This is a genomic window from Luxibacter massiliensis (assembly GCF_900604355.1).
Classification (GTDB): domain Bacteria; phylum Bacillota; class Clostridia; order Lachnospirales; family Lachnospiraceae; genus Luxibacter; species Luxibacter massiliensis.
Genome location: NZ_UWOE01000001.1, coordinates 3,291,652 through 3,311,993 on the forward strand (window position 1 = coordinate 3,291,652; position 20,342 = coordinate 3,311,993).

General features: G+C 47.2%; 19 protein-coding genes and 2 pseudogenes. All 21 read right to left on the reverse strand.

Features of this window, described 5'->3' with window-relative positions:
* Positions 1-14 precede the first annotated feature (14 nt).
* A complete protein-coding gene (locus EFA47_RS15355; RefSeq protein ID WP_122644048.1) occupies positions 15-1,877 on the reverse strand; it encodes a VirD4-like conjugal transfer protein, CD1115 family in 1,863 nt (620 codons plus the stop codon).
* Positions 1,867-3,021 carry a hypothetical protein gene (locus EFA47_RS15360; protein ID WP_122644049.1) on the reverse strand — a complete coding sequence of 385 codons (1,155 nt, stop codon included), beginning with the start codon at positions 3,019-3,021 and terminating at the stop codon, positions 1,867-1,869. The genes EFA47_RS15355 and EFA47_RS15360 overlap by 11 nt, the downstream gene beginning before the upstream one ends.
* A gap of 16 nt (positions 3,022-3,037) precedes the next feature.
* Positions 3,038-3,214, reverse strand: a complete 177-nt coding sequence (locus EFA47_RS19955; RefSeq protein WP_164690026.1) for a hypothetical protein — start codon at positions 3,212-3,214, stop codon at positions 3,038-3,040.
* Entirely contained in the window at positions 3,201-3,872 is a 672-nt protein-coding gene (locus EFA47_RS15365) for a DUF6100 family protein (protein ID WP_122644050.1), read from the reverse strand. Before EFA47_RS15365 ends, EFA47_RS19955 begins: the two co-directional genes overlap by 14 nt.
* Positions 3,844-4,395 carry a DUF5697 family protein gene (locus EFA47_RS15370; protein WP_016295708.1) on the reverse strand — a complete coding sequence of 184 codons (552 nt, stop codon included), beginning with the start codon at positions 4,393-4,395 and terminating at the stop codon, positions 3,844-3,846. The genes EFA47_RS15365 and EFA47_RS15370 overlap by 29 nt, the downstream gene beginning before the upstream one ends.
* Before the next feature lie 45 nt (positions 4,396-4,440).
* Positions 4,441-6,987 (reverse strand): VirB4 family type IV secretion system protein, encoded by a 2,547-nt coding sequence (locus EFA47_RS15375; RefSeq protein ID WP_122644051.1) that lies wholly within the window; start codon positions 6,985-6,987, stop codon positions 4,441-4,443.
* Entirely contained in the window at positions 6,884-7,306 is a 423-nt protein-coding gene (locus EFA47_RS20095; protein ID WP_122644052.1) for a hypothetical protein, read from the reverse strand. The genes EFA47_RS15375 and EFA47_RS20095 overlap by 104 nt, the downstream gene beginning before the upstream one ends.
* Before the next feature lie 6 nt (positions 7,307-7,312).
* Positions 7,313-9,334, reverse strand: coding sequence for an NlpC/P60 family protein (locus EFA47_RS15385; protein ID WP_218193090.1), 2,022 nt, complete (start codon positions 9,332-9,334; stop codon positions 7,313-7,315).
* A 108-nt stretch (positions 9,335-9,442) separates the two neighbouring features.
* Positions 9,443-11,533: a hypothetical protein gene (locus tag EFA47_RS15390; RefSeq protein WP_016295705.1), complete on the reverse strand. Its 2,091-nt coding sequence runs from the start codon at positions 11,531-11,533 to the stop codon at positions 9,443-9,445.
* Positions 11,534-11,570: 37 nt separating this feature from the next.
* On the reverse strand, positions 11,571-11,930 hold the full coding sequence (locus EFA47_RS15395) for a hypothetical protein (RefSeq protein ID WP_016295704.1): 360 nt from the start codon (positions 11,928-11,930) through the stop codon (positions 11,571-11,573).
* A gap of 187 nt (positions 11,931-12,117) precedes the next feature.
* Positions 12,118-12,750 carry a hypothetical protein gene (locus tag EFA47_RS15400; protein ID WP_016295703.1) on the reverse strand — a complete coding sequence of 211 codons (633 nt, stop codon included), beginning with the start codon at positions 12,748-12,750 and terminating at the stop codon, positions 12,118-12,120.
* On the reverse strand, positions 12,734-13,807 hold the full coding sequence (locus EFA47_RS15405) for a hypothetical protein (protein WP_122644053.1): 1,074 nt from the start codon (positions 13,805-13,807) through the stop codon (positions 12,734-12,736). The genes EFA47_RS15400 and EFA47_RS15405 overlap by 17 nt, the downstream gene beginning before the upstream one ends.
* A gap of 82 nt (positions 13,808-13,889) precedes the next feature.
* Positions 13,890-14,102 carry a DUF5348 domain-containing protein gene (locus EFA47_RS15410; RefSeq protein ID WP_033140906.1) on the reverse strand — a complete coding sequence of 71 codons (213 nt, stop codon included), beginning with the start codon at positions 14,100-14,102 and terminating at the stop codon, positions 13,890-13,892.
* A gap of 75 nt (positions 14,103-14,177) precedes the next feature.
* Positions 14,178-14,375: pseudogene (locus tag EFA47_RS15415) on the reverse strand (DUF6462 family protein); the annotation flags it as partial.
* Complete coding sequence (locus tag EFA47_RS15420) at positions 14,372-14,644, reverse strand: DUF6462 family protein (RefSeq protein WP_016295700.1); 273 nt, start codon at positions 14,642-14,644, stop codon at positions 14,372-14,374. The gene EFA47_RS15420 and the pseudogene EFA47_RS15415, both read right to left, overlap by 4 nt.
* Positions 14,645-14,893: 249 nt before the next feature.
* Positions 14,894-16,384 (reverse strand): annotated as a pseudogene (gene lysS / locus EFA47_RS15425) (lysine--tRNA ligase); the annotation flags it as partial.
* A 143-nt stretch (positions 16,385-16,527) separates the two neighbouring features.
* A complete protein-coding gene (gene greA, locus EFA47_RS15430; RefSeq protein WP_122644055.1) occupies positions 16,528-17,013 on the reverse strand; it encodes a transcription elongation factor GreA in 486 nt (161 codons plus the stop codon).
* 146 nt (positions 17,014-17,159) lie between these two features.
* Entirely contained in the window at positions 17,160-18,119 is a 960-nt protein-coding gene (gene dusB, locus EFA47_RS15435; protein WP_122644056.1) for a tRNA dihydrouridine synthase DusB, read from the reverse strand.
* Positions 18,120-18,132: 13 nt separating this feature from the next.
* A complete protein-coding gene (locus EFA47_RS15440; protein ID WP_122644057.1) occupies positions 18,133-18,903 on the reverse strand; it encodes a type III pantothenate kinase in 771 nt (256 codons plus the stop codon).
* On the reverse strand, positions 18,887-19,228 hold the full coding sequence (locus tag EFA47_RS15445) for a DUF6145 family protein (RefSeq protein WP_122644572.1): 342 nt from the start codon (positions 19,226-19,228) through the stop codon (positions 18,887-18,889). The genes EFA47_RS15440 and EFA47_RS15445 overlap by 17 nt, the downstream gene beginning before the upstream one ends.
* Positions 19,229-19,349: 121 nt before the next feature.
* Positions 19,350-20,330 (reverse strand): biotin--[acetyl-CoA-carboxylase] ligase, encoded by a 981-nt coding sequence (locus tag EFA47_RS15450; RefSeq protein ID WP_122644058.1) that lies wholly within the window; start codon positions 20,328-20,330, stop codon positions 19,350-19,352.
* Between the last annotated feature and the right edge of the window lie 12 nt (positions 20,331-20,342).

Consider the following 20,342-nt stretch of genomic DNA (forward strand, 5'->3'; position numbering starts at 1 on the left):
TACCTCCTGTAAAATTAAAATTCAGCCGGCGGTTTTGCCGAACTGTAAAGACTTTTTTTGCGTGCCGGCTTTTTCTCCGGCTCTGCCACTGGGACAGGTTCACTGAGTATCGGTGCCGTAAATATTGTTGCCGGCTGGTAATCCATGATGGATGTCCTCACAATCCGCTTCGACATGGGATGTTTTGTAAAATCCAGTTTTGTGAGCTTCAAGAGGTTACAGCCTCGTATGACGCAGAGCATTTCTTCGTTTGGAAGCCGCAGGACCTCATCCGGAGTCAGAAGTCTTCTCCGTCCCTGTCCCTCAGTATGACGATACTGGGGAATGACCTGAGCGATTGCAATGGTTTGCCGCACTGTCATAGTAGAATTTACCTGTACGGACATATCCCCTGATCTTGCCGAGATATACTCAGCCGTAACCTCGTCGGTACATCCCAACATCAATTGGATATCGCAGTTGCCGATAATCTCGGCCCACAGGTTATTGGGATACCGGTTCTGTAACTGACCCAAGCTCTGCACTGCCAGCATGACCCGGATATCTCTGGAACGGACAACCGAAAGAGACCGGGCAAAATCCGACCCGTCTTCTGCACCACCAATGCGGCCCACATTGTTAAACTCATCCAAGATTAAATTTACAGGCACATCGCAGCGGCCATTTCGCCGACTGTCTGCATACCGAGTCAGTTTGATAAACATGAACGAAAAAAAGAGCGATGACAGGAATGCCATAGTGGCGTCCTGGTCGCTCAGGATAATATAATATGCACATTTGTGTCTGGCAGGGGAAGTCAAATCAATGTCAGACTGACTTGTGATCCGCTGTACCGCCTGGTTCTGCAGCACCTGCAGCCGTGTGCCGAGTCCTAAGATAATGCCAGATTTCACGGTGTCGCTGGACTGAGCGAATAAATTAAAAGGCGCCCTTGCCGGATGATCAAGCGGAAGCTTGTCAAACATTGCCGTCAGCTGCCGCTCGCTGTTCTGGGTCAGGAGCTGATATACTGCAGTAAGGTGTTTCATATCGGGACTTCGGGTTCTGTCCTGGTCTACCAGAAGAATCAAAGACTTCAACAAGTTTCCTTCTCCATTGTCCCAAAAATGGTCACCTTTGCCGGAACTGGTATTGCCGATAATGACGTTAGTGAGCACCTGCGCCATCAGGGTATCGCCGTTTAGGTCTGACATGCAGTTCCACGAATCCCCATGCTCAGGCGTGACCAGGTTAAAAATTTTTACCTCGTAGCCTGCCTGCCGGTACATCTCTGCCGTATCGGCATATAATTCTGCCTTACTGTCCGTGATAATCACAGACTCACCACGTTTCAGCGCCTGAAATAATGAATTCCGGATAACAGCGCGCGATTTCATGGTACCCGATGCACCGAATATGGCGATATGCCGATTAAGTCTGGTGTCCTTCGGCATACAGACCACTTTTCCCTTATACTCACCCAGAATCGTCCCTTCTGCTTTATCGACGGAAGACACCTCCAGCACCTCGTGCATTTCTTTTTCTTCCATCCACGAGGCGGTTCCGTAAATTCCGGTCTTGCTTTTGGTGAAACCTCTGGGGTCATAGCTTTTTCCGTCAAACTTATCATGAAGCTTGACATATGCAAAGACTCCTCCTCCAAGAATCAAGATTCCGAGCAATCCTTTCAGCCCGTCTGGGGTAAACGCCATTGGGAAGCACACCACAGGGTTCCAACTGACTGGTTTCATAGCCGCTTCACCGGCAAGCCCATCCGCCTGCATCCAGGCTGCGTAATTTGAAAACAATTGGCCAAGCATTCCGCCAAGATAGAAAAACGCTGTGCATCCCAGTATGACAGCCATGGTAATGCCGACTGTCCTTTTTTTATCTTTCAAACAAATTCCTCCTCTCTGGGCAAAGCTCCGCTTCCACCGAGTCCATTCCGATGGTTTTGATGCTGGCAAGCCCGCCCAAGTATTCCCGGAGGAAGTGCGTCTGGTGGGGAAAGCATAGAACCTCAAACCGTCCGGTTTGGTTTTCAATTGCATCCCGAAAGCGAATGAGTCTTGCAATGTCCCCATCCAGATGCGATAAGATATTTACGCCATTCACACAGGCGTCGTATTCAAAAAGCCCTCGGTCATAGGATCTGACCTCAGGCTCAAATAAAAGTTCAAGGAGCTGCGCTTTCCAATCTGGTGCAGAAAGAAGACGCAGCTGCCGGATGCCGTCCCCGTTCATTGGGATAAAATGGACATGGCGGTAAATGGAATCGAATCGAAACTCCAGCCGTCTGGTTTTGTCTGATTCTAACAGGGTTCGCAGCGCTGTCTCTCCAGACTGGCCAAACAGTATCGCTGAATCCACCTCCAAAATACCGGCATTCAGTCTTGCCAGCTCGATCAGACTGTGGAGGGCTTTATACTCACCCATGCCGCTCCACTTCATCACGGCATCCCTCGTATTATAAACGGCATAACATCTGCCGGAAGAAAATAATGCGCCGGCCATGCGGGTGAACATGGTCTTGTTCATCTCCGCTTCCCCAACTTTCTTCAGATCCTTAGCCAGATAAAAACAGGGCGTACCATGCACAACCTGCAGAATCTCCCTGTTCTGAAGCCTGGGGAGAAGATATGGCCTTGCCTCCATACCGGCTTTCAGGAACATCGCCGCAGCTTCCGCAACCCGGTGGTTCCTGTCCCGGTGTGATACGTCTCCTGGAAAGCGGTGTCCCCAGAATGAATCCATATAATATCCATGCACACCCGGATGCAGCCATTCCAGTATGGGAAGCGCACCCTTGTAGAGCCGTATGGTCTTGCCCGCCCCTTTCCCGGATACGGTCAGGAGGCGGCAGGTGATTTCGTCACCGGAATTGAAATTACGAATCGTCTGAAGCGTAGTCAGTCTGGAAATAAGAGCCTTATAGACCCGTTCACTCCCAAGCAGAGAGAGGCTTTTGAATGGGAACTCCCCCACAAATGAAAGGAGCGTGATGATCTGCCAGACCTGACTGCCCGGGCGGAAATGAACCATAGACCCTCACCTCCGCTCATAAGCATTTTCCGACAACATGACTGCTCTCTTTGTCGGAATTTCCGGCGTAATGACGCCCCCAAACTGCTGCTATACTGGGCTTTTTTGCCCTCTCAGAAGATATGTATTTTTTCTCCGCCCGAAAAGCATCGTTTTTACATATGTTTTTTCGGTTAAATTTACCTTTTTTCATAGAGCAGTACCCCCTCATCCGGTATCCCGGTTTCCTTTACCAGCCAAATGGGGAAGTCCCATTTTGGCACTACATAAACCTCAGTCCGGTCCTCCGATCCTTCTGCGCTGCAGTAATAATGAGAGCAGACCGATGGGCCATCGTCCGTCATCACATACATGGCTACGATATCCGAAACCATATTGATTTCAATGTTGTCATGATCCCGCTTTTTTCTTTCGGGTCTGGCTTTGTCATATACATGACGATAAATCAGGATACCGTCCCGATACCGCACAGGAGGCTGCTTTTCAAAAAAAGCCCGCATAGCAGGATATAAAAAAGAGCGGATATAATCCGCCGACCCACCCGACTTTTTCGGAAGCAAAGCCGGGATGCGGAGACAAAACCAGCCCTCCGCCGTAAAACCGATTTCTACGGGAATACAATCCTTTATCCGACGCTCTACCTCAAGCTTTGCATTCGGCACACCGGTGTAAGCGGGAAGCGTCCGTGTCAAAAGAACCAGCCGCTCCGCTGTTTCTTCCATATTAAGTGAATGCAGATAAACTTCATAAGTGCTCCCATTTTCACAAAACCATTGTATAGAAGCAAGCTGCCCCTGCAATCGCTTTTCCAATCTCACGATTTTACCCATCGTGTCCAGAAATTTTATCATCGCTCACCGCCTCCTCTGAATAGAAAGTAACCCCTGGCTCCTCATCCCCCTGAAAATCCACAGTTGCAAACAAGCAGGGTGCATGAGGAAGCCGCATCCCGTATGCCATAGAGATACGGGGAAGGACAATAATATACTTCAAATCCTCCTGAGGTTGGAGCAGTTTCAAAAGATTCTGCTCGCCTTCATATAACACCACGATTTCGTAACCGATATTCTCCTTTAAGAAAAAAAGCTGAGATGGATAAACCGCCGGATAATGCGCCATTGGGTCAACATAATCAATGAATTTCAAAAGAACCCATACGGCAAGAATAGTCCGCTGATCCGGTTTATCCATCGCATCCAGCCCAATATAATAGCCGCTCGACACATCCGCAATCCGCATCTGCTTCTTCAGGTTCCGAAGGATTTTATCTGCGGTCTGGGCTGGCTTTTGCAGCATTCGTGTAATCTGAGTTTTCGGCAAGGCTCCATATTGTGAGAGCCACTTTACAACATACTGCTCATCTTGCAGCAGCATAGGCAACACCTCCTTTTTGTGCGTATTTTTCATAAAATGCGTATTCTACGCAGAATGCGTTTGTTCCTGCTGGCGTTCCTTTAAAAGCGCCTCCAACTCAGCCCGGTCGGTTGTAATCATTTCCTGCTCCTCTTTGGAAGCTTTGATTACAACAGGAACTTTGTTATTGTTAGAGCAGACCAATGCTTCGCCCCTCTCAAACCGGGTAACAGAACGGATCTCTGTTTTGGTCAGTTTCAGCACTTCCTGCACATACTTGGCTTCATCCGGCTCCAGATTCAGAATAATCTTATTCTTGCTGTTATTGATAATCGCACGTCCATACTTGCCATCCTCCAAACCGAAGAAATCGGACAAGTCTTGTGTTGCGGAGACGGCGGCACCACCAAAGCCCCTTATGGTTTTGAAGATAGTTAAGCAGAACTCTGCCGCCATCCGGTTGGAGCTGGCGCCGATCAGCTGCCATATTTCATCAATCATAATGGCTTTCTTTTTGGTACGATCTGCCTTGACCGTATCCCACACGTAATCGAGTGCAATGAACATCCCGACCGGAAGTAATTTGCCTTTCAGTTCCGAAAGGTCAAGCACGATATATTTATTGGACAGGTCCACGTTGGTCTGTTGGTTGAAGCTCTGGGCGGAACCTGTTACAAAGCGGCTGATGATAATAGCAATGCGCTTCGTCATGGGATTTTTCAGCAATTCCTCATGAAGATCCCCGATAATCGGCATTTTTTTCATCTTCGGCGGAGAGACACTGCGACTTACATACAGCGAATCATTGTCGTGTGTGATTCCGAACTTTGCATAAGTCTGAATCAAAGCCTCGTCCAGCATCTGCTCTTCCTCATTGGACATATCCGGAATCAGCAGGGAGAAGAACGTCATCAGCTGCTGAATCTTACGAGCCAGCATGGAATCCATTTCACTGTAGTCAATCTCGTCAATCAGCTCCATCTCCGGAGAGATGGTATGCCGGATCTCCATGATGTTGATGCAATGCGGGGAACCGGGAGCAATCTTGATGAACTCGCCGCCGATCTTCTTGCAGGCCCTGCGGAACTCGTGTCCCTTGATAGGTGCCAGGATAAAACACTGGATCCCCCTCATTCTCATACGAAGCGCCAGAAGCTGCATGGTAAAAGTCTTGCCTGCGCCGCTGGTGCCAAGCAGATTCAGGTTGGCGTTCTTGTTTTTCTTTGTATTGAACAGATCCACGATACACAGCGAATTATTGTGCCGGTTGATGCCCAGCAGCACGCCTGTATCGTCCGACATTTCAAAAGATGTAAACATATAGGCAGAGGCTGCGCCGCTGGTCAGCACATTCCGTTTTGATTTCTTTTCCAGTGACGGCTCAATCTTTAAGAACGGCATCACAGAGCGGAGCGCCGCTTCCTGCTGGAAACGACAGTCGCTCACATACATGTCCATAGACTTTAACATATCCACGATCTGCTGCTTACGCCACATCAGTTCCTCATAGCCTTTGGCGGAAACCGTAACGAATACGGACATATAGAACAAATCCTCATTGTTGTTGGCAATACCATTCTTAATGAAGTAGCCCGCCTGTATGGAATTGGTCAATTCCTCATAGTCGGTGCTGGTATCCTGCATGCTTTTCAGCTTCGTGCGGTTGAGGCGAATGCGCTGTGCTACTTTATCAATTGTCTTACTCCGATTCTCACGCCGCAGTTGCACATCTATGTCAATCCCGTCCCCGGCATTGATGAGTGCCGACATCCATCCTGCCCGTACCATACCCGGATAACCGTTTCCTTTGATAAACAGAAACGAATAATACAATCCGTCCATCACAACATAATTATGATGGGTCAGATCAATGCCGCGCGGCGACAGAAAATGCGCCATGCGGATCGGCGGGATGGGATCCACGCCAATGACCTTATCCTTTGCCGCCATCGTATCCACGACCACACGGTTCACGCGGGAGGAAAACGGCTCATCCACACAAGACCGACGGTTAAAAAACATATATAAAATCTCCGCCGTTGCCTCATCCGGATCTTTTGGCTGGAGAATCGTATTCCCACATTGCAGAAAATAAGCACGGGCATTCTGCTCCGCTGTCTGCATCATGCCATAAATCTGGGAGAAATCATCTCCATCTCCACGGCGGATTTCTTCATACTGGAAAATTAAAAAGAAGCGCCTTGTAAGCGCTTCCCTGCTTCCCACATCCTTAATCAGGCGGATATAACCTTCTCCAAGGTGCCGGCATTCTTCACTTTCCTCTGCTTCCAGTTCTTCGTGAATCATGGCGACGTGCTTATCTGAGTCTGCCTTTCTGGTAATGCTTTTAAACTGAAGCCGCATAGGAGAAATTTTCAGCCAGCTGGCAAAAGACGATATGATATTAAACTGTTCTTCTCCGGAACGCAGCATAAAGTTAATCGGCTCAATTTCAAGAATCCGAATATATCTCCCATCAGTCGTTTCAATAATACCATGCTGGAGACTTTTAACCGGAATGAAGTCCTGGACGAACTCCAGCTTTTCCGGTTTTTTTGCCTTTTTTCTTTGCTGAGCTGCCTTTTTTCTTTTTTCGGAGCTGCTTTGGGTCATATCTATATCCCACCCTTCTGTAATGTAATTTTCTCCTGCTTGCAAAATACCGAATGATGTGTCCTATATACTGAAACAGCGAATCGCCGTCAATACCCATCATGGAAAGAACAGCAAGAGGTAAAAGTGTTAGTGTCATAACGACGATGCGAATCGTTCCGGACATGGGAATCAACATCAATTCCGGATATCCCAAAATGACTAATAATATCCCTGTCTCTACTGCATTCCTCGGCTCCAGCATTCCGCCAAAAATCTTGCCGGAATCTGTATAGTTCGCCGGTATGGCATAAATATTGCTGTACTCCTTTTCATCCAAAATTTCTCACCTGCCTATTCTGTAAATCGTAGCTGTTGTCTTGTATCTGCCCAAACGCAGCGCTTCGTTATGATCCGGCACAAAAATATCCACACGGTGGATGTCATTTTCAATGCCGGAACCACCGCGATCCTCTACGGTATACATGGTTCCGTTTATCATAATCTGCGTGCCAAACGGATAATAGCTTGACATTGCCACCATGCCGCGGGCCGCGTGTTTGCCGCTGGCGGTAATTCCGTCTGCATTACTGCCGCAGCATTTTGCACATGCACAGTAATGGGTGACATCCACTTCTAAAGTAGAAATGGGTGTTCCTGAAATCTCACCCAATACCGGTGCATCGTAATCTACAATGCTAAGACGCCGGTAGGAAAGGCTTCCTTCATAACTTGGCGTATTTAGAATAACGCCCTGTCCACCAGAAGAATGTACCCACATTCGTTCTCCGCTCTCCCCATACCCGGCAAAAATAAGGACATGTCCCCATCCGTCATCATCTGCTAAAAATCCCAAATCACCAGGCAAAAGCTCTGATGCAGAAATCCCATAGGTATTTGGATATTGCCCGTTACAACCTGCACCAATTTCTACACCCACAGCAGTATTAAATACCCATGTACTGAAGCCTGAACAGTCCAGCCCATAAGGACGTATCGTGCCTGTCGTAGAAGATCCTGCAGCTGTTACCAGTCTTGGCGTATTCCATTCATCGTTCCACCCGGGTGCTGACTTACCACCCCAGAAATAAGGAACCTTGCCCACAAGGGACAGAGCGGTGCTCAAGATGTGCTTTCTTGTCGCACTACAGTTCTGCCGGTTCACAAAAGCAATCAGCTCGGCGTCCGTCAGGGGAACCGCCTGTCCGCCGCTCACAGAACCATACAGCGTCCGTTTTAACGCATTCGCCATGTTCTGGATTACTTCGCCATAAGTAAGGTTAAACTGATCGTATTTTGCATTTAGGTCAATGCCAAACGCTTTGGCAACCACTGTATTATCAAATGGATGAATGGTACACTCCAGATATTTGATGATCTCTGTACCTGGGGTCAGTGTTTCCTGCCCGTTAGCCACATAATAGTTTGCCGTGGTTGTTCCCGTAATCTTCCCACCGGAATAAACGGGAATATCCACCGCCACCTCTTTATAGGCATCCACCGTGACAGCCGTATCGCTGCTATGCGCCTCATCCGGAAGATAGTAGGTCTTTGATGTCGTATCATACCGATATTGGGGCGTACCGTTAATCGTCCCGGTCTGCACCTTATTCGTAACTACGGTAAGCGTTATCGGTTTATATGTATAATAGGAAACAGGAATGATGGTCTCTTTTTCCTTTTCTTCTGATGTAACGGGGAACATCTCCCCGGCACAGCCTCTAAGCTTTGATACCATATCATCCTTGCCTGTATTTTGCTGTTGCATGGACGCTGAATAAGCTGCCAGTATATAACAGACATCATATCCGGCGGAACTCTGTGCGTAATTGATAAGTGCATCCGTCGAAAGATCATAATCATATCCACCGTTTGTAATCAGCTGATCCACATGAGAAAGCGATTGGTTATATCCTTCATCTACCACACCAGACACGGCACCTGACATCTCCGTATAGGCTGACATCAGGGTTGCTCCTTCTGTCGGCTTTGTACCATCCAGTCCGAAAATACTGTTTGATACAATCGTCGGCAGGGAAACAATCATGGTAATCAGGAACAACAGAAACAGACAGATACATACCAGTATTTTAAAAAGAGTATGGCGCATTGCCCATGCCGCAGACAGGATAGCGCCCCATGGACCACCTGCGGCAGTGCCGGCAGCGATTTCTGCGGCGGCCTTTCCACCCTCCACACTGGCCTTTACTGTAGCGGCGGCCGCATTAGCCGTAGCCTCCGCACCTTTTGCTGCCGTTTGCTTTGCTGCTTCCTGGCCTGCCTGCTTTGCCGCTTTTGCCATTTGCCCGGCTACCTGTCCATAATTATCAGAGCCATCACCGATTTGCTGTTTTTCTGGCTCAGCCATTGGGTCCACCTCCTTATATCAAGCTGCTGCAAAAGCAGCGTAATTTCAACATGAAATATGCAAAACAGCCGAACCAGCATCTCTCTGATTCGGCTGCCTGCACTTATTTTACCGTTTCCGCCTCGGCGGTTTCATCTCCCCATGGTTGCGGGGTTTTGGCTCTCCAAAGCGTGATGGCGTATTCTTATACCGAACAGTTTCCACAGAGACTGTCCGTACACTGTCACCGTCATAAACCGGTTTGCCATCCTGGTATACCGGCTTGCGTTCCACGGCGGCTTCGCCGCGAATCGCATACCACTGGCCTCCGCGGGCATCTTCAAACACCTGATAATCCCCACGGGGAGCCGCATACTGGGATGTATCGTAGAACATGGTTCCGGATCCATTTTCATGGCGGACCTCAAAATGACCATCCTTACGCCCGGATCCATCCACAGAGGATACCTGCTGTTCATATCCCGGCATAAACTGCTGGAACTGCGCCTGGTTATAGGCAAAAGCTGCCTCGCCCTGCTCAAAGGCAGGTGTTTCTGCGTGCTGCTGCATCGCATACCAGTCTACACCGTTTGCCGACTGCATAATCGTATGCGGCGCATCCGGCTCATCATAGTAGGCACTGTTGTACCACATGGTATTGCCAGACTCGGAGCTTGCCTCGATCACGCCATCGCCAACCGTCCTGAGGGTTGTTCCCTCGGAAGCATCGGGGAAAGCCGCCGCAACCTGCGCCGCTTCTGACGGGCTTCCCATAAATGCCGGCGCATCATAAAATGCACCTGCCCCGGCTCCGCTTGCCATCTGGTACCACTGGCTTCCATCAGAAGCTGTAACCACGGAATGTGGCGCATCTGGTTTCTCAAACTGTGATGCGTTATACATTTCAAGCGCTGTGCTCTTTCCATCTGCACCAATTGAAGTTGTACTGATCTGACCTCCTGTAATCTGGGTGTCTTTCAGTTGGTGGCCCTGCAGCTGGGGCATATAGCCCGCAAGGCTGCGGTCTGCAATGTCCCCGGCAATTGTCCCGGAAACACCAGGATTTCTTGAAGCTACAGAAGAAATGGAGTCTCCTGTAAGAGTAGCGCCATTACGTGCCGCCATGCCGCCAAAGGCACGACCGACAAAACCGATGCTGCCACCGGCACCCATACGGCTTCCGCCATCCACAACTGCGTCACGGACAAAAGAATTTGGCTTGAAGCGTGATGCGAACCCGGAAGCAAATCCGCTTGCGGCTGCACCCGTTCCGGTTGCAGTGCTTGCACTATGGAACATACTGCCTGCATTTTTCACACCGCCTCCCACGCCGCTGATCACCCGCGCTGCCATCAAAAGCTCCATACCCATGCTGGAACCGGTCTGGGCAACATTCAGCCCCATGGCCGCCAGGTAGCTGTCAAACTTCTGCGCCGTCTTCAAAAATGCCAGCGCACAGAACAGCCAGAGAAAAATACTGCCCTGACCTGTGGAGAGCGCACCGCCATTTCCGATATACTGTCCCATGGAGCTGTTAAAGCCCCTGAGGAACCATACATTCATCACCAGCAACAAAAGCTGTGAGCCCACCATACGACACCAGCTTTTGAAAACCGGCGCCGTTGTTTTGGAAGCACCCATAGAAAAAGCCAGAGGGGAGGTGTAACAGAGTACGCCAACCACAATATAGCGTTCAACGGTTTCCAGTAACAGCTTAAAATAATTCCACCCAAGGGCAATCTCTAAAATGATGAGAAGCAGCAGCCCTACCACCGATACGATAGCTACAATCGTGGTCAAACCATTGGACAGCGCCTGTTCCACACCTGCAAAGGTAAAATCCTCTGCCGACATGGTAATCTCCATCAAAGCCGTATATGGCGCACGGGCGATATCCAGCACAATCATGAAAATCGGCTTTGCATAGCCAATCAATAAAGCAAAGATTGAACCTCTTGCCAAAAGCACCCACGGATTTTCTGCCTCTGTGATTGGTCCTCCAAAGACACGGAAAAGCTGCCATACCGTTACAAGGAACAGAATCGCCCATGCTGTGTACTGCATGACCGTAAATGCCTTAGACACGAATGGAAAGTATTCTTCCATCGCTGTCATATCCGTTCCCAAAGCTTGAAGGAACAAACCAGATACCGCATCCATCATCTGTGAAACAATGCTGCTGATCCACGTCACGATTCCTTCAAAAATCCAATCAAGCATCTATTATCACCTCCTCCATCTGCTTTCTCTTTTTTGGTTATCCTGTGTAATTGCCGCCGGCAATGAGGGGTTGCAGATAAGCAACAACAAAACCCAGGGAATTGAGGACAATCCACGTCACTACAATTCGTTTGAGCCAGCTCGTTGCCTCATCGACTGCACGCTGGTTTCTGGAAATCATCCTGACAATCAGCGCAATGGCCGCCGCCGTTACCGCCACAATGGTGCTGATTCCCACCAGCTGGCCGTACACATCCTTCATGATCGTCGAAAAGCGGTTCCAGATTGTGTCCGCCATGACAGGCTGCAGCGAAATCAGCATTGCAGACGCCATACCAACCAGTGACCAGTAGGCGGTCTTCATGCGCCCTCCGCCTCTTTTGATTTGTTTAACCATGCCGAGTACCTCCTTCTTTGATTTTAGGCAATAAAAAATGCCGCTTCTAAAAGCATTTCAGCTTCAGAAACGGCATCTTTGTTTGCCCAATCCCAGTTTGGGATGATACAAGTATAGCACGGCTTTATTCCCCTGTCATCGGCGGAACATATGCCATTTTTGTGCCAATTTGTTTACCCTGAAATTGTCATTCCAAATGTTCAAAGAGCGTCAGCAGCTCCAGCCATACATCCACATCTTCACTGGGCGCCGACCACAGACGAATGGAAAGAATAGAAATTGCCTGCTCACGAAGCCTGTAATAATGCCTCTGTGACAGGTCCAATCGGAACAGTATCTCCTCCAACTTCAGCTTTTCCGGCGCCAGATAGGCCGTATAGATCAGCTGATACAGCTTCTCACCCCGTGTCGGCTCCTTGCGGAGAACCGCCATTGCCTCGTTAAACCGATCCAGCAACAGTCTCGACCTTGCCGCAGCTTCCAGACGGCTCTCCATCCTTTTATTCCCAATGGCCATCTCCAGATCCAGCCTGTCCACCATTCGGTCAAAGTTCTCAAACGGAGCCTCCAGTTCCTGCAAAATCTCCTCCGGGTAACAGCTGAACACCCAAACCATCTTCCGGTAATTCTTGAGAAGCATCTGGGTATTGTGATAAGCATTCCGCTTTTTCTCCTTCTGGGCAGCACGCACCTTTTCATCATCAATTTTTTGATCTCCAAGAATCCCTCGCTTTGTAAGAAGGGAAATAAATGCGTCTGACTGCGCCAATATCCTGTTTTCCTGCTGTTCATACAGCTTTTTTTCATCCTGCTTGCTCATATGTAAAACACTCCTTTGCTATTTTTGTGATATCCACCGGCTCACATGGCCCGCGGATTTTACTCGTTTCAATCACTGCCTGTGTCATATAACCTTTACCTTGGCAGTCATATCCACAATTCTTACAATTCCTACACGGAGAAAGATACGCGCGTATTATAGGGTCTGAAAATGCAACGCGATTTTCAGCATCCTGTATGGCTGCATCTGACAGGTTACTTCCAGTCAGTCTGCGGCTATACCATGTGATGAGCTTATTCATATGCTCATGGTCTGAACCTGACTTCTGCGTATTTGCACCACAAATGCGTATTTTGCCAAGAATACGCATAACTTCCTCCTGGCTTGGAACTGAAACCTCTGATCCTGCCGGATACAGTTTATTAAAAATGAGACAGCCATAAGAGCCTGGAAGGCGGTATAGGGCAAAGACATCCCCATGCTTTTTCATAAACCTCCATACCTTTGTCTTTTCCCAGCCCCAGCGCTGTCCCAAGGTTTCCAATGTGAGTAAAGCCCCGTACTTCCCATACTGGACAGTTGGAGCCATAAAAGAAAACGCATTGTTCGGGTCTTCCCATACGGAATGGCACCAGAGATCCATCCATGCGTCCGATTCCTCAAAGATATATCGCTTCTCCGCAAGACGTTCTGTGATATTACGCGGAAGGCATAGAAAACCATAGCCTTCTGTGGCATAAACAGCGCCCTGCATACATTCCTCTCCGGAACATTTCACTACCCAATCTGTAATTTGATATGTCAGCTTTTTCGTTTTAGAGTCAAGTGTATACTGCACATAACCTAAGCCAGCCATCGTCTGAAGCACTTTCAGAGCCTTCTGGCGGCTTTTTAGACAGAGAATACTCTTTAACCCCACAATGCCTCCGGACCACATTCCGGGGCTTACAGCGTTTATATGCCCACAGTAGAGGGCTTGTCCCTTGCGGAATGCCGCACGGGACGCTAAACGCGCCCATGCGCCCATTACCCCCTTGCCCTCAGGCAGACGATTTCTGGGCAGCTTTACCCACTGGTATTTCATCAGACATTTCACTCAGGTACCCTCCTTCCTTAAAAATGGGCATAAAAATAGGGCGGCTTCCTAAAATAAGAAACCGCCCGGCGATAAGTTACTATTAAATTCTTACAATCAGACCTTCAAGATTGTCCGTCTTGATCCCAGTCAGATACCAACCGTCTCCCATTTCAATTCTGGTCGGTACCCAATCTCCATTGATAAGAATATCCAGACACTCTCCGCAGTGGAGACCTCCGTAATAATTCTCCAGATCAAATCGGATATCCATTCTCCCAGTCTGGGCATCTAATGTTAATGCTCCTTGTCTCATATCATTATCCTCACTTTTCATGTTTTCATCCATCTCGGATGTATCCTCTTTGCGTCGCAATATCCTGAGATACTCTTCAAAAATATCTCGCCGTATTAAGACCCGCTTTCCAATCTTATACACCGCACCTGCTTCATGGGCCAACCTTGTAAAGACTTTCAGACCCAGTCCGTAATAATCAGCGCCCTCATAATAGGTGACGAATTCATGCTGTATCATCTTCGCATCTTCATCGTCCAACATATCCGAAAACATCCATAGATTCCCGCTCATTCTTTATCCTCCTGTGAAGCCAAGGTACTCGGCTCATGAAACTGTTCCAGATATTCATCAAAAATATCCCGGTTAATCAGAACAGTTCCATCCATTCGATATATGGCTCCTGCTTTACCAGCGAGCTCCAACAGTTTCTTGTGCGTAATGCTATAGACGATTTCTGCATCCTTATACCGGAGGAACTGCCTGCGCAGTCTCTTTGCACTTTCTCGCACATCATTTCGTTTTTTCAAATCATAATAGGCTTTCGTCCTGTCACTAATCATAAATTAAATCCTCCATTCAATTTGTTGTTCGACAGAGAGTTGCACCAAACGAAAAAAAGAGAACACCTTTGAAATTTCTTTCAAAAAGTGTTCTCTCAGCGATACGTGCTGTATTGCGTTTCAGCCGCCAACTATTCATTCTGCGTCGTAATTCTTCGTATTGATACGAAAAATTGTTGTCAATTTGTTGTCAACTCGGATTTGAGGAGCCGGAAACCCTTGATTTTACTGGGTTTATTTGTCGATGGGCTTCATTGTCGGGAACAGTAGGACATCTCTGATAGCTGCAGAGTCCGTCATAAGCATACACATCCTGTCAATCCCAAATCCGATTCCCCCTGTAGGCGGTAACCCAATCTCAAGTGCATTCAGAAAATCTTCGTCCGTGGTATTTGCTTCCTCATCCCCCTGAGCCAGAAGTTCCTCCTGGGCCTTAAAGCGTTCTCTCTGATCAATAGGGTCGTTCAGCTCAGAGTATGCGTTAGCCATCTCCCATCCATTCATAAAGAACTCAAAACGTTCCACGTACTCGGGATTTTCTGGCTTTTTCTTTGTGAGGGGTGAAATTTCAATGGGATGATCCATCACAAAAGTAGGCTGAATCAGGTGCTCCTCTGCATATTCCTCGAAGAAAAGACTTAAAATATCCCCTTTCTTATGCCTGTCCTCAAATTCAATCCCCTTTTCCCTGGCAAGATTTTTAGCCTCCTCGGTTGTCTCCACTTTATTAAAATCTACACCAGCATATTTCTTCACCGCGTCTATCATTGTAATTCGCTCAAACGGCTTGCCCAGATCCATCTCCACACCATTGTATACAATTGTTGTAGTCCCCAGTACTTCCTGAGCCACATGGCGGTACAGATTTTCAGTTAAATCCATCATGCCATGGTAGTCTGTATATGCCTGATAAAGTTCCATCAATGTAAATTCGGGATTATGGCGGGTATCCAGTCCCTCATTACGGAAAACCCGGCCAATTTCATATACACGTTCCATTCCACCGACAATCAGTCTCTTTAAATACAGTTCCAGAGAAATGCGAAGCTTGAAATCCTCATCTAATGCATTAAAATGCGTCTCAAACGGCCTTGCCGCAGCGCCGCCTGCATTGCTTACGAGCATCGGAGTCTCCACTTCCATGAAGCCTTCTCCGTCTAAATACCTTCTGACTGCACTCAATATTTTAGAACGTTTAATAAATGTGTCCTTCACTTCTGGATTCATAATCAAATCCACATATCTCTGCCTATACCTAGTATCTGTATTTGTCAGGCCATGGAACTTTTCAGGTAAAATCTGAAGACTTTTAGAAAGTAATTCTACAGATGCGGCATGAATAGAGATCTCGCCAGTCTTAGTTGTAAAGACTTCCCCAGTTATGCCAACTATATCGCCAACATCCATCTTCTTAAACTCTTTGTAGGCTTCCTCTCCCAGGCTGTCCCTTGCCACATAAGACTGTATATTCCCTTTCAGATCCTGCACATTGCAAAAAGAAGCTTTCCCCATAACACGTTTGGACATCATCCGCCCTGCAATAGAAACTGTCTTTCCTTCTAATGCCTCATAATCATCTCTGATCTCCTGGCTGTGGTGTGTCTGGTTATATTTTGTGATGACAAATGGATCCTTGCCATTCTGCTGTAAATCTGCCAACTTCTCGCGGCGTACCTTCTTCAATTGATTCAGGTCTGGTTCCTGTTCGTTCTTTTTACTATTTTTCTGCTGCTCGGACACTGCTCTTCTCCTTCCTTTATATAGGCAAATTCAGGAGCTGCGGCAAAATAGATTCTTGACCACAAAATAAAGTAATCCCCCTTTAGGGTTTATCATGTGCTGAAGTTCTATGTTTGCGGCAGCCCCTGCCTTTCCTGATTATATTACATTGAGCGGCTGATCTCTAATACTTTATATTGAATCTGGCCTGCCTGTGTTTCAACATCTACCAAATCGCCTGCCTTTTTTCCCAACAGCGCCTGTCCTACAGGTGACTCGTTGGAAATCTTCCCTTCCAGGCTGTTTGCTTCTGTTGACCCTACAATTTTAAACTCCATCTCCTCGTCAAACGTAACATCAAATACCTTTACTGTACAGCCTACATTGATTTTATCAAGGTCAACCTCGTCCTCCACAACTACTTCGGCATTCTTCAAAATGCCTTCCAGTTCCTCTATGCGGGCTTCAATATCGCGCTGCTCATCTTTAGCTGCATCATACTCAGCATTTTCAGACAAGTCCCCCTGCTCCCGTGCCTCTTTAATTTTACCTGCAACTTCTTTTCTTTTGACTACTTTCAGGTTTTCAAGCTCATCCTCAAGAGCCTTTAAACCTGCATAAGTAAGTAATCTCTTCTTTGCTTCTGCCATTGCTACTGCTCCCTTTCTTTCCTATTTTCTTTTCCGTATTTTTATCTTTCTTTTTAAAGATTTATTCTTTAAAATCAGTTCTTCTTCCTACCGATTTCTTGTCCTTTTAAATTTATATTTCACAATTTCAATATTATAACTAATACCTATAATGATGTCAAGATATTTTCCAGCTCTTCATAAGACTCCACCCTATTAATCTCATCCCTGAGCCTGGCCGCCCCATGAAGGCCTTTCGTATACCATGCAACATGCTTGCGCATTTCCCTGATTCCCAGATAATCTCCCTTATATTCCATCTGGAGCCTGGCATGCCTAAGCATAGTTTCTCTGATCTGGCCAATATCCGGCCGTGGGGGCATGCTGCCTGTCTTTTCATATGATATAAGCTCTGAAAATATCCACGGGTTACCCTGGGCCCCTCTCGCTATCATAACGCCGTCACAGCCTGTTTCCTTTTGTATGGCAACTGCCTTTTCTCCTGAAGTCACATCTCCGTTTCCAATAACCGGGATAGTAACGGCCTCCTTGACCTTGCGGATAATATCCCAATCTGCCTTACCTGAATAATACTGTTCCCTAGTCCTGCCATGGACAGCTAATGCTGACGCACCCGCCTCCTCTATAATTTTTGCGATTTCCACAGCATTTACATGTCCATCATCAAACCCTTTCCGTATTTTCACCGTAACAGGTTTATGGATTGCCTTTACTACCGCAGACACAACCTCATACACCAATCTCGGATTTTTCATAAGCGCAGACCCTTCCCCATTCCGAACTACTTTAGGAACCGGGCATCCCATATTTATATCCAATAATGCAAATGGCCTGTCCTCTATACGCCGAGCCATCTCACTGATAATTTTGGGATCTGACCCAAATAGTTGAAGGGATACAGGCATCTCCTTTGGGTGTATCTCCAAAAGGCCTTCTGTATTTTTGTTATTATACAAAATCCCTTTTGCACTTACCATTTCCATACATACCAGGCCGGCTCCCTGTTCCCTGCAAAGCAAGCGAAATGGCAGGTCTGTTACCCCTGCCATAGGTCCTAATATATAAGAGTTTTCAAACTGAACATTGCCAATTTTCAAATACTTCATGTCTATTATCTCACTATTTCCTATTTTTATTATATATCAAACGAAGTCCGTCAAGAGTCAGGTCCGGCTTATATTCATTGATACAGTCAGTTTCTCTAGCGATAATCTTTCCCAGTCCTCCGGTAGCTACCACCATAGCCTCTCTGTAGCCGGACTCCTCCTTCATTTTTTTAATAATATATTCGGTCTGGCCAATAGCGCCATAGACCAGTCCCGCCTGCATACTGGTGATTGTTTCCTTGGCCAGTATAGTAGCCGGCTTTTTAATCTCTATCGCCGGAAGCATGGCGGCCCCTCCCCACAGCGAACGGCCCGCAGTCTCTATCCCCGGCGCAGTAATCCCGGCCTCAAAGGTCCCGCCAGGGCCGATTAGGTCATATGTTGTAGCTGTCCCGAAATCCACAACAATCACCGGCCCTCCATATAATTCATATCCCGCCACAGCATCTACAATGCGGTCCGGCCCAATTTCTTTTGGATTCTCTGTCACAATCCGGATGCCTGTCTTAATCCCTGCGGAAACAACAAGAGGGTTGACCTTCAAATATTTTATAATGCCATTGGTGAGCGAATGCATAATATCAGGAACCACCGATGCCACAATGACTGCGTGGATATCCTGGGGGCCAATGTCCCGGTGCTCTAAGATCCCACAGATCGTAAATCCATATTCATCCGAAGTACGCGGCTGTTTTGTCGTCATCCTGAAAGTCCCTGACAAACTCTCATTTTCAAAAACCCCTAGTGTAATATTTGTATTCCCAACATCAATTGTCAGTAACATCTATCTTTTCCCCCAAATAAAATATTTTATAAAACAACTCAAGAGATTCAAAAGTCTCAGCTTTCGTGCGCTGCAGCTCTTTTATTTTAAGGACACTGCCTATCTCATCAAAAGCAAAATCATTCTCCTGATGTTCTACACGCAGCTCCAGATTACCTTCCCCGTCATAAACAACCGTCAGGATCCCTCCCACGTCCTCCGTGAACAGGACGCACATGATCTGCAGTTCCTGCCGGATTGTCTCTGGAAGAGACTCAAACTCCGGATTCAGATAAAATTTACGCTCATAAGAACTGGCGGCACAAAGTATAACCTCTTCTTCCATTATAGATCCTTTCTGGTGTGTAAAGGGGGTCTGTCCCTTTTGCAAAGGGGACTGTCCCTCTTGCACGCCATTTTCTGAATATTCTTAATTTATGAGAAACAATCTACCTGTTTCGAGTATTTTATACATACCCATATACCCCTCTGACGGATACTTCTCCTGCAAATACGGCCTCTTCCTGTCCATCTTCCCGACGTACCAGGAGCTCCCCATGCCTATTAATGCCTAGGGCAATTGCAGTAAATTGTTCTTTTGCACCTAAAATTCTGACTTCTTTTTCTCTGTTCACAAGCAAGCTGTTATATTTATCCTTTAGATTTTCCAGATTTTGAGCCTGCATAAATAAAGCGTAATTCTTTTCAAAATATTTCATGATAACCGCAATAATTTTGCTGCGCTTTATTTTCTGTCCTGTTTCTATATAAATGGAAGTTGCTTTTTCATTCAGTTCCTCCGGGAATGTCTGTATATTTACATTAATCCCGACACCTATTACAACATGATTTATATAGTCTATTTCTGTACTCATCTCCGTCAGAATTCCAACCAGTTTCTTTCCGTTCAGTACGATATCATTGGGCCATTTAATCTGCACATCCAGGCCAGTACATTCCTTTAACCCTTCTGCAGTACTCAGAGCCACCACCAAGGTCAGCATAGGAGCTTTATCAGGCGGAATCTCCGGGCGCAGTAAAATTGACATATAAATACTGCTACCTGCAGGCGACTCCCAAAAACGGCCACGCCGGCCGCGGCCTTTATCTTGCTGGTTTGCCGTGACCAGTGTCCCATGGGGCATTCCCTTCTCCCCCAGCTGTTTAGCCTGAATATTAGTGGAATCTGTCTTTTCAAAGAAAAATACCTGCTGGCCGGCCCATACCGTATCCAAAACGCTTATCAGTTCTTCTTCTGTAACTACATCTGGACTACTTACAATATGATATCCCCGGTTCCTCACAGCCTCCACCTGATATCCTTCCTCTTTTAGCTGGTTAATTGCTTTCCAGATAGCCGTCCGGGAAACACCAAATTTCTCACATAGCTGCTGTCCGGACACATAGCCATCATCCTCACGCAGCATTTTTAATATTTCTGATTTCAATTTCGCACCTCG

Excerpts from the sequence above, each read along its gene's own strand:
- EFA47_RS15360 (WP_122644049.1), bottom strand. The coding sequence starts at position 3,021 with ATGGTTCATTTCCGCCCGGGCAGTCAGGTCTGGCAGATCATCACGCTC.
- EFA47_RS15395 (WP_016295704.1), bottom strand. The coding sequence starts at position 11,930 with ATGGTTAAACAAATCAAAAGAGGCGGAGGGCGCATGAAGACCGCCTAC.
- EFA47_RS15440 (WP_122644057.1), bottom strand. The coding sequence starts at position 18,903 with ATGTTACTGACAATTGATGTTGGGAATACAAATATTACACTAGGGGTT.
- EFA47_RS15365 (WP_122644050.1), bottom strand. The coding sequence starts at position 3,872 with ATGATAAAATTTCTGGACACGATGGGTAAAATCGTGAGATTGGAAAAG.
- EFA47_RS15445 (WP_122644572.1), bottom strand. The coding sequence starts at position 19,228 with ATGGAAGAAGAGGTTATACTTTGTGCCGCCAGTTCTTATGAGCGTAAA.
- dusB (WP_122644056.1), bottom strand. The coding sequence starts at position 18,119 with ATGAAGTATTTGAAAATTGGCAATGTTCAGTTTGAAAACTCTTATATA.
- EFA47_RS15400 (WP_016295703.1), bottom strand. The coding sequence starts at position 12,750 with ATGAGCAAGCAGGATGAAAAAAAGCTGTATGAACAGCAGGAAAACAGG.
- EFA47_RS15410 (WP_033140906.1), bottom strand. The coding sequence starts at position 14,102 with ATGAGACAAGGAGCATTAACATTAGATGCCCAGACTGGGAGAATGGAT.
- EFA47_RS15375 (WP_122644051.1), bottom strand. The coding sequence starts at position 6,987 with ATGACCCAAAGCAGCTCCGAAAAAAGAAAAAAGGCAGCTCAGCAAAGA.
- EFA47_RS15370 (WP_016295708.1), bottom strand. The coding sequence starts at position 4,395 with ATGCTGCTGCAAGATGAGCAGTATGTTGTAAAGTGGCTCTCACAATAT.
- EFA47_RS15385 (WP_218193090.1), bottom strand. The coding sequence starts at position 9,334 with ATGGCTGAGCCAGAAAAACAGCAAATCGGTGATGGCTCTGATAATTAT.
- EFA47_RS19955 (WP_164690026.1), bottom strand. The coding sequence starts at position 3,214 with ATGAAAAAAGGTAAATTTAACCGAAAAAACATATGTAAAAACGATGCT.
- EFA47_RS15390 (WP_016295705.1), bottom strand. The coding sequence starts at position 11,533 with ATGCTTGATTGGATTTTTGAAGGAATCGTGACGTGGATCAGCAGCATT.
- greA (WP_122644055.1), bottom strand. The coding sequence starts at position 17,013 with ATGGCAGAAGCAAAGAAGAGATTACTTACTTATGCAGGTTTAAAGGCT.
- EFA47_RS15420 (WP_016295700.1), bottom strand. The coding sequence starts at position 14,644 with ATGATTAGTGACAGGACGAAAGCCTATTATGATTTGAAAAAACGAAAT.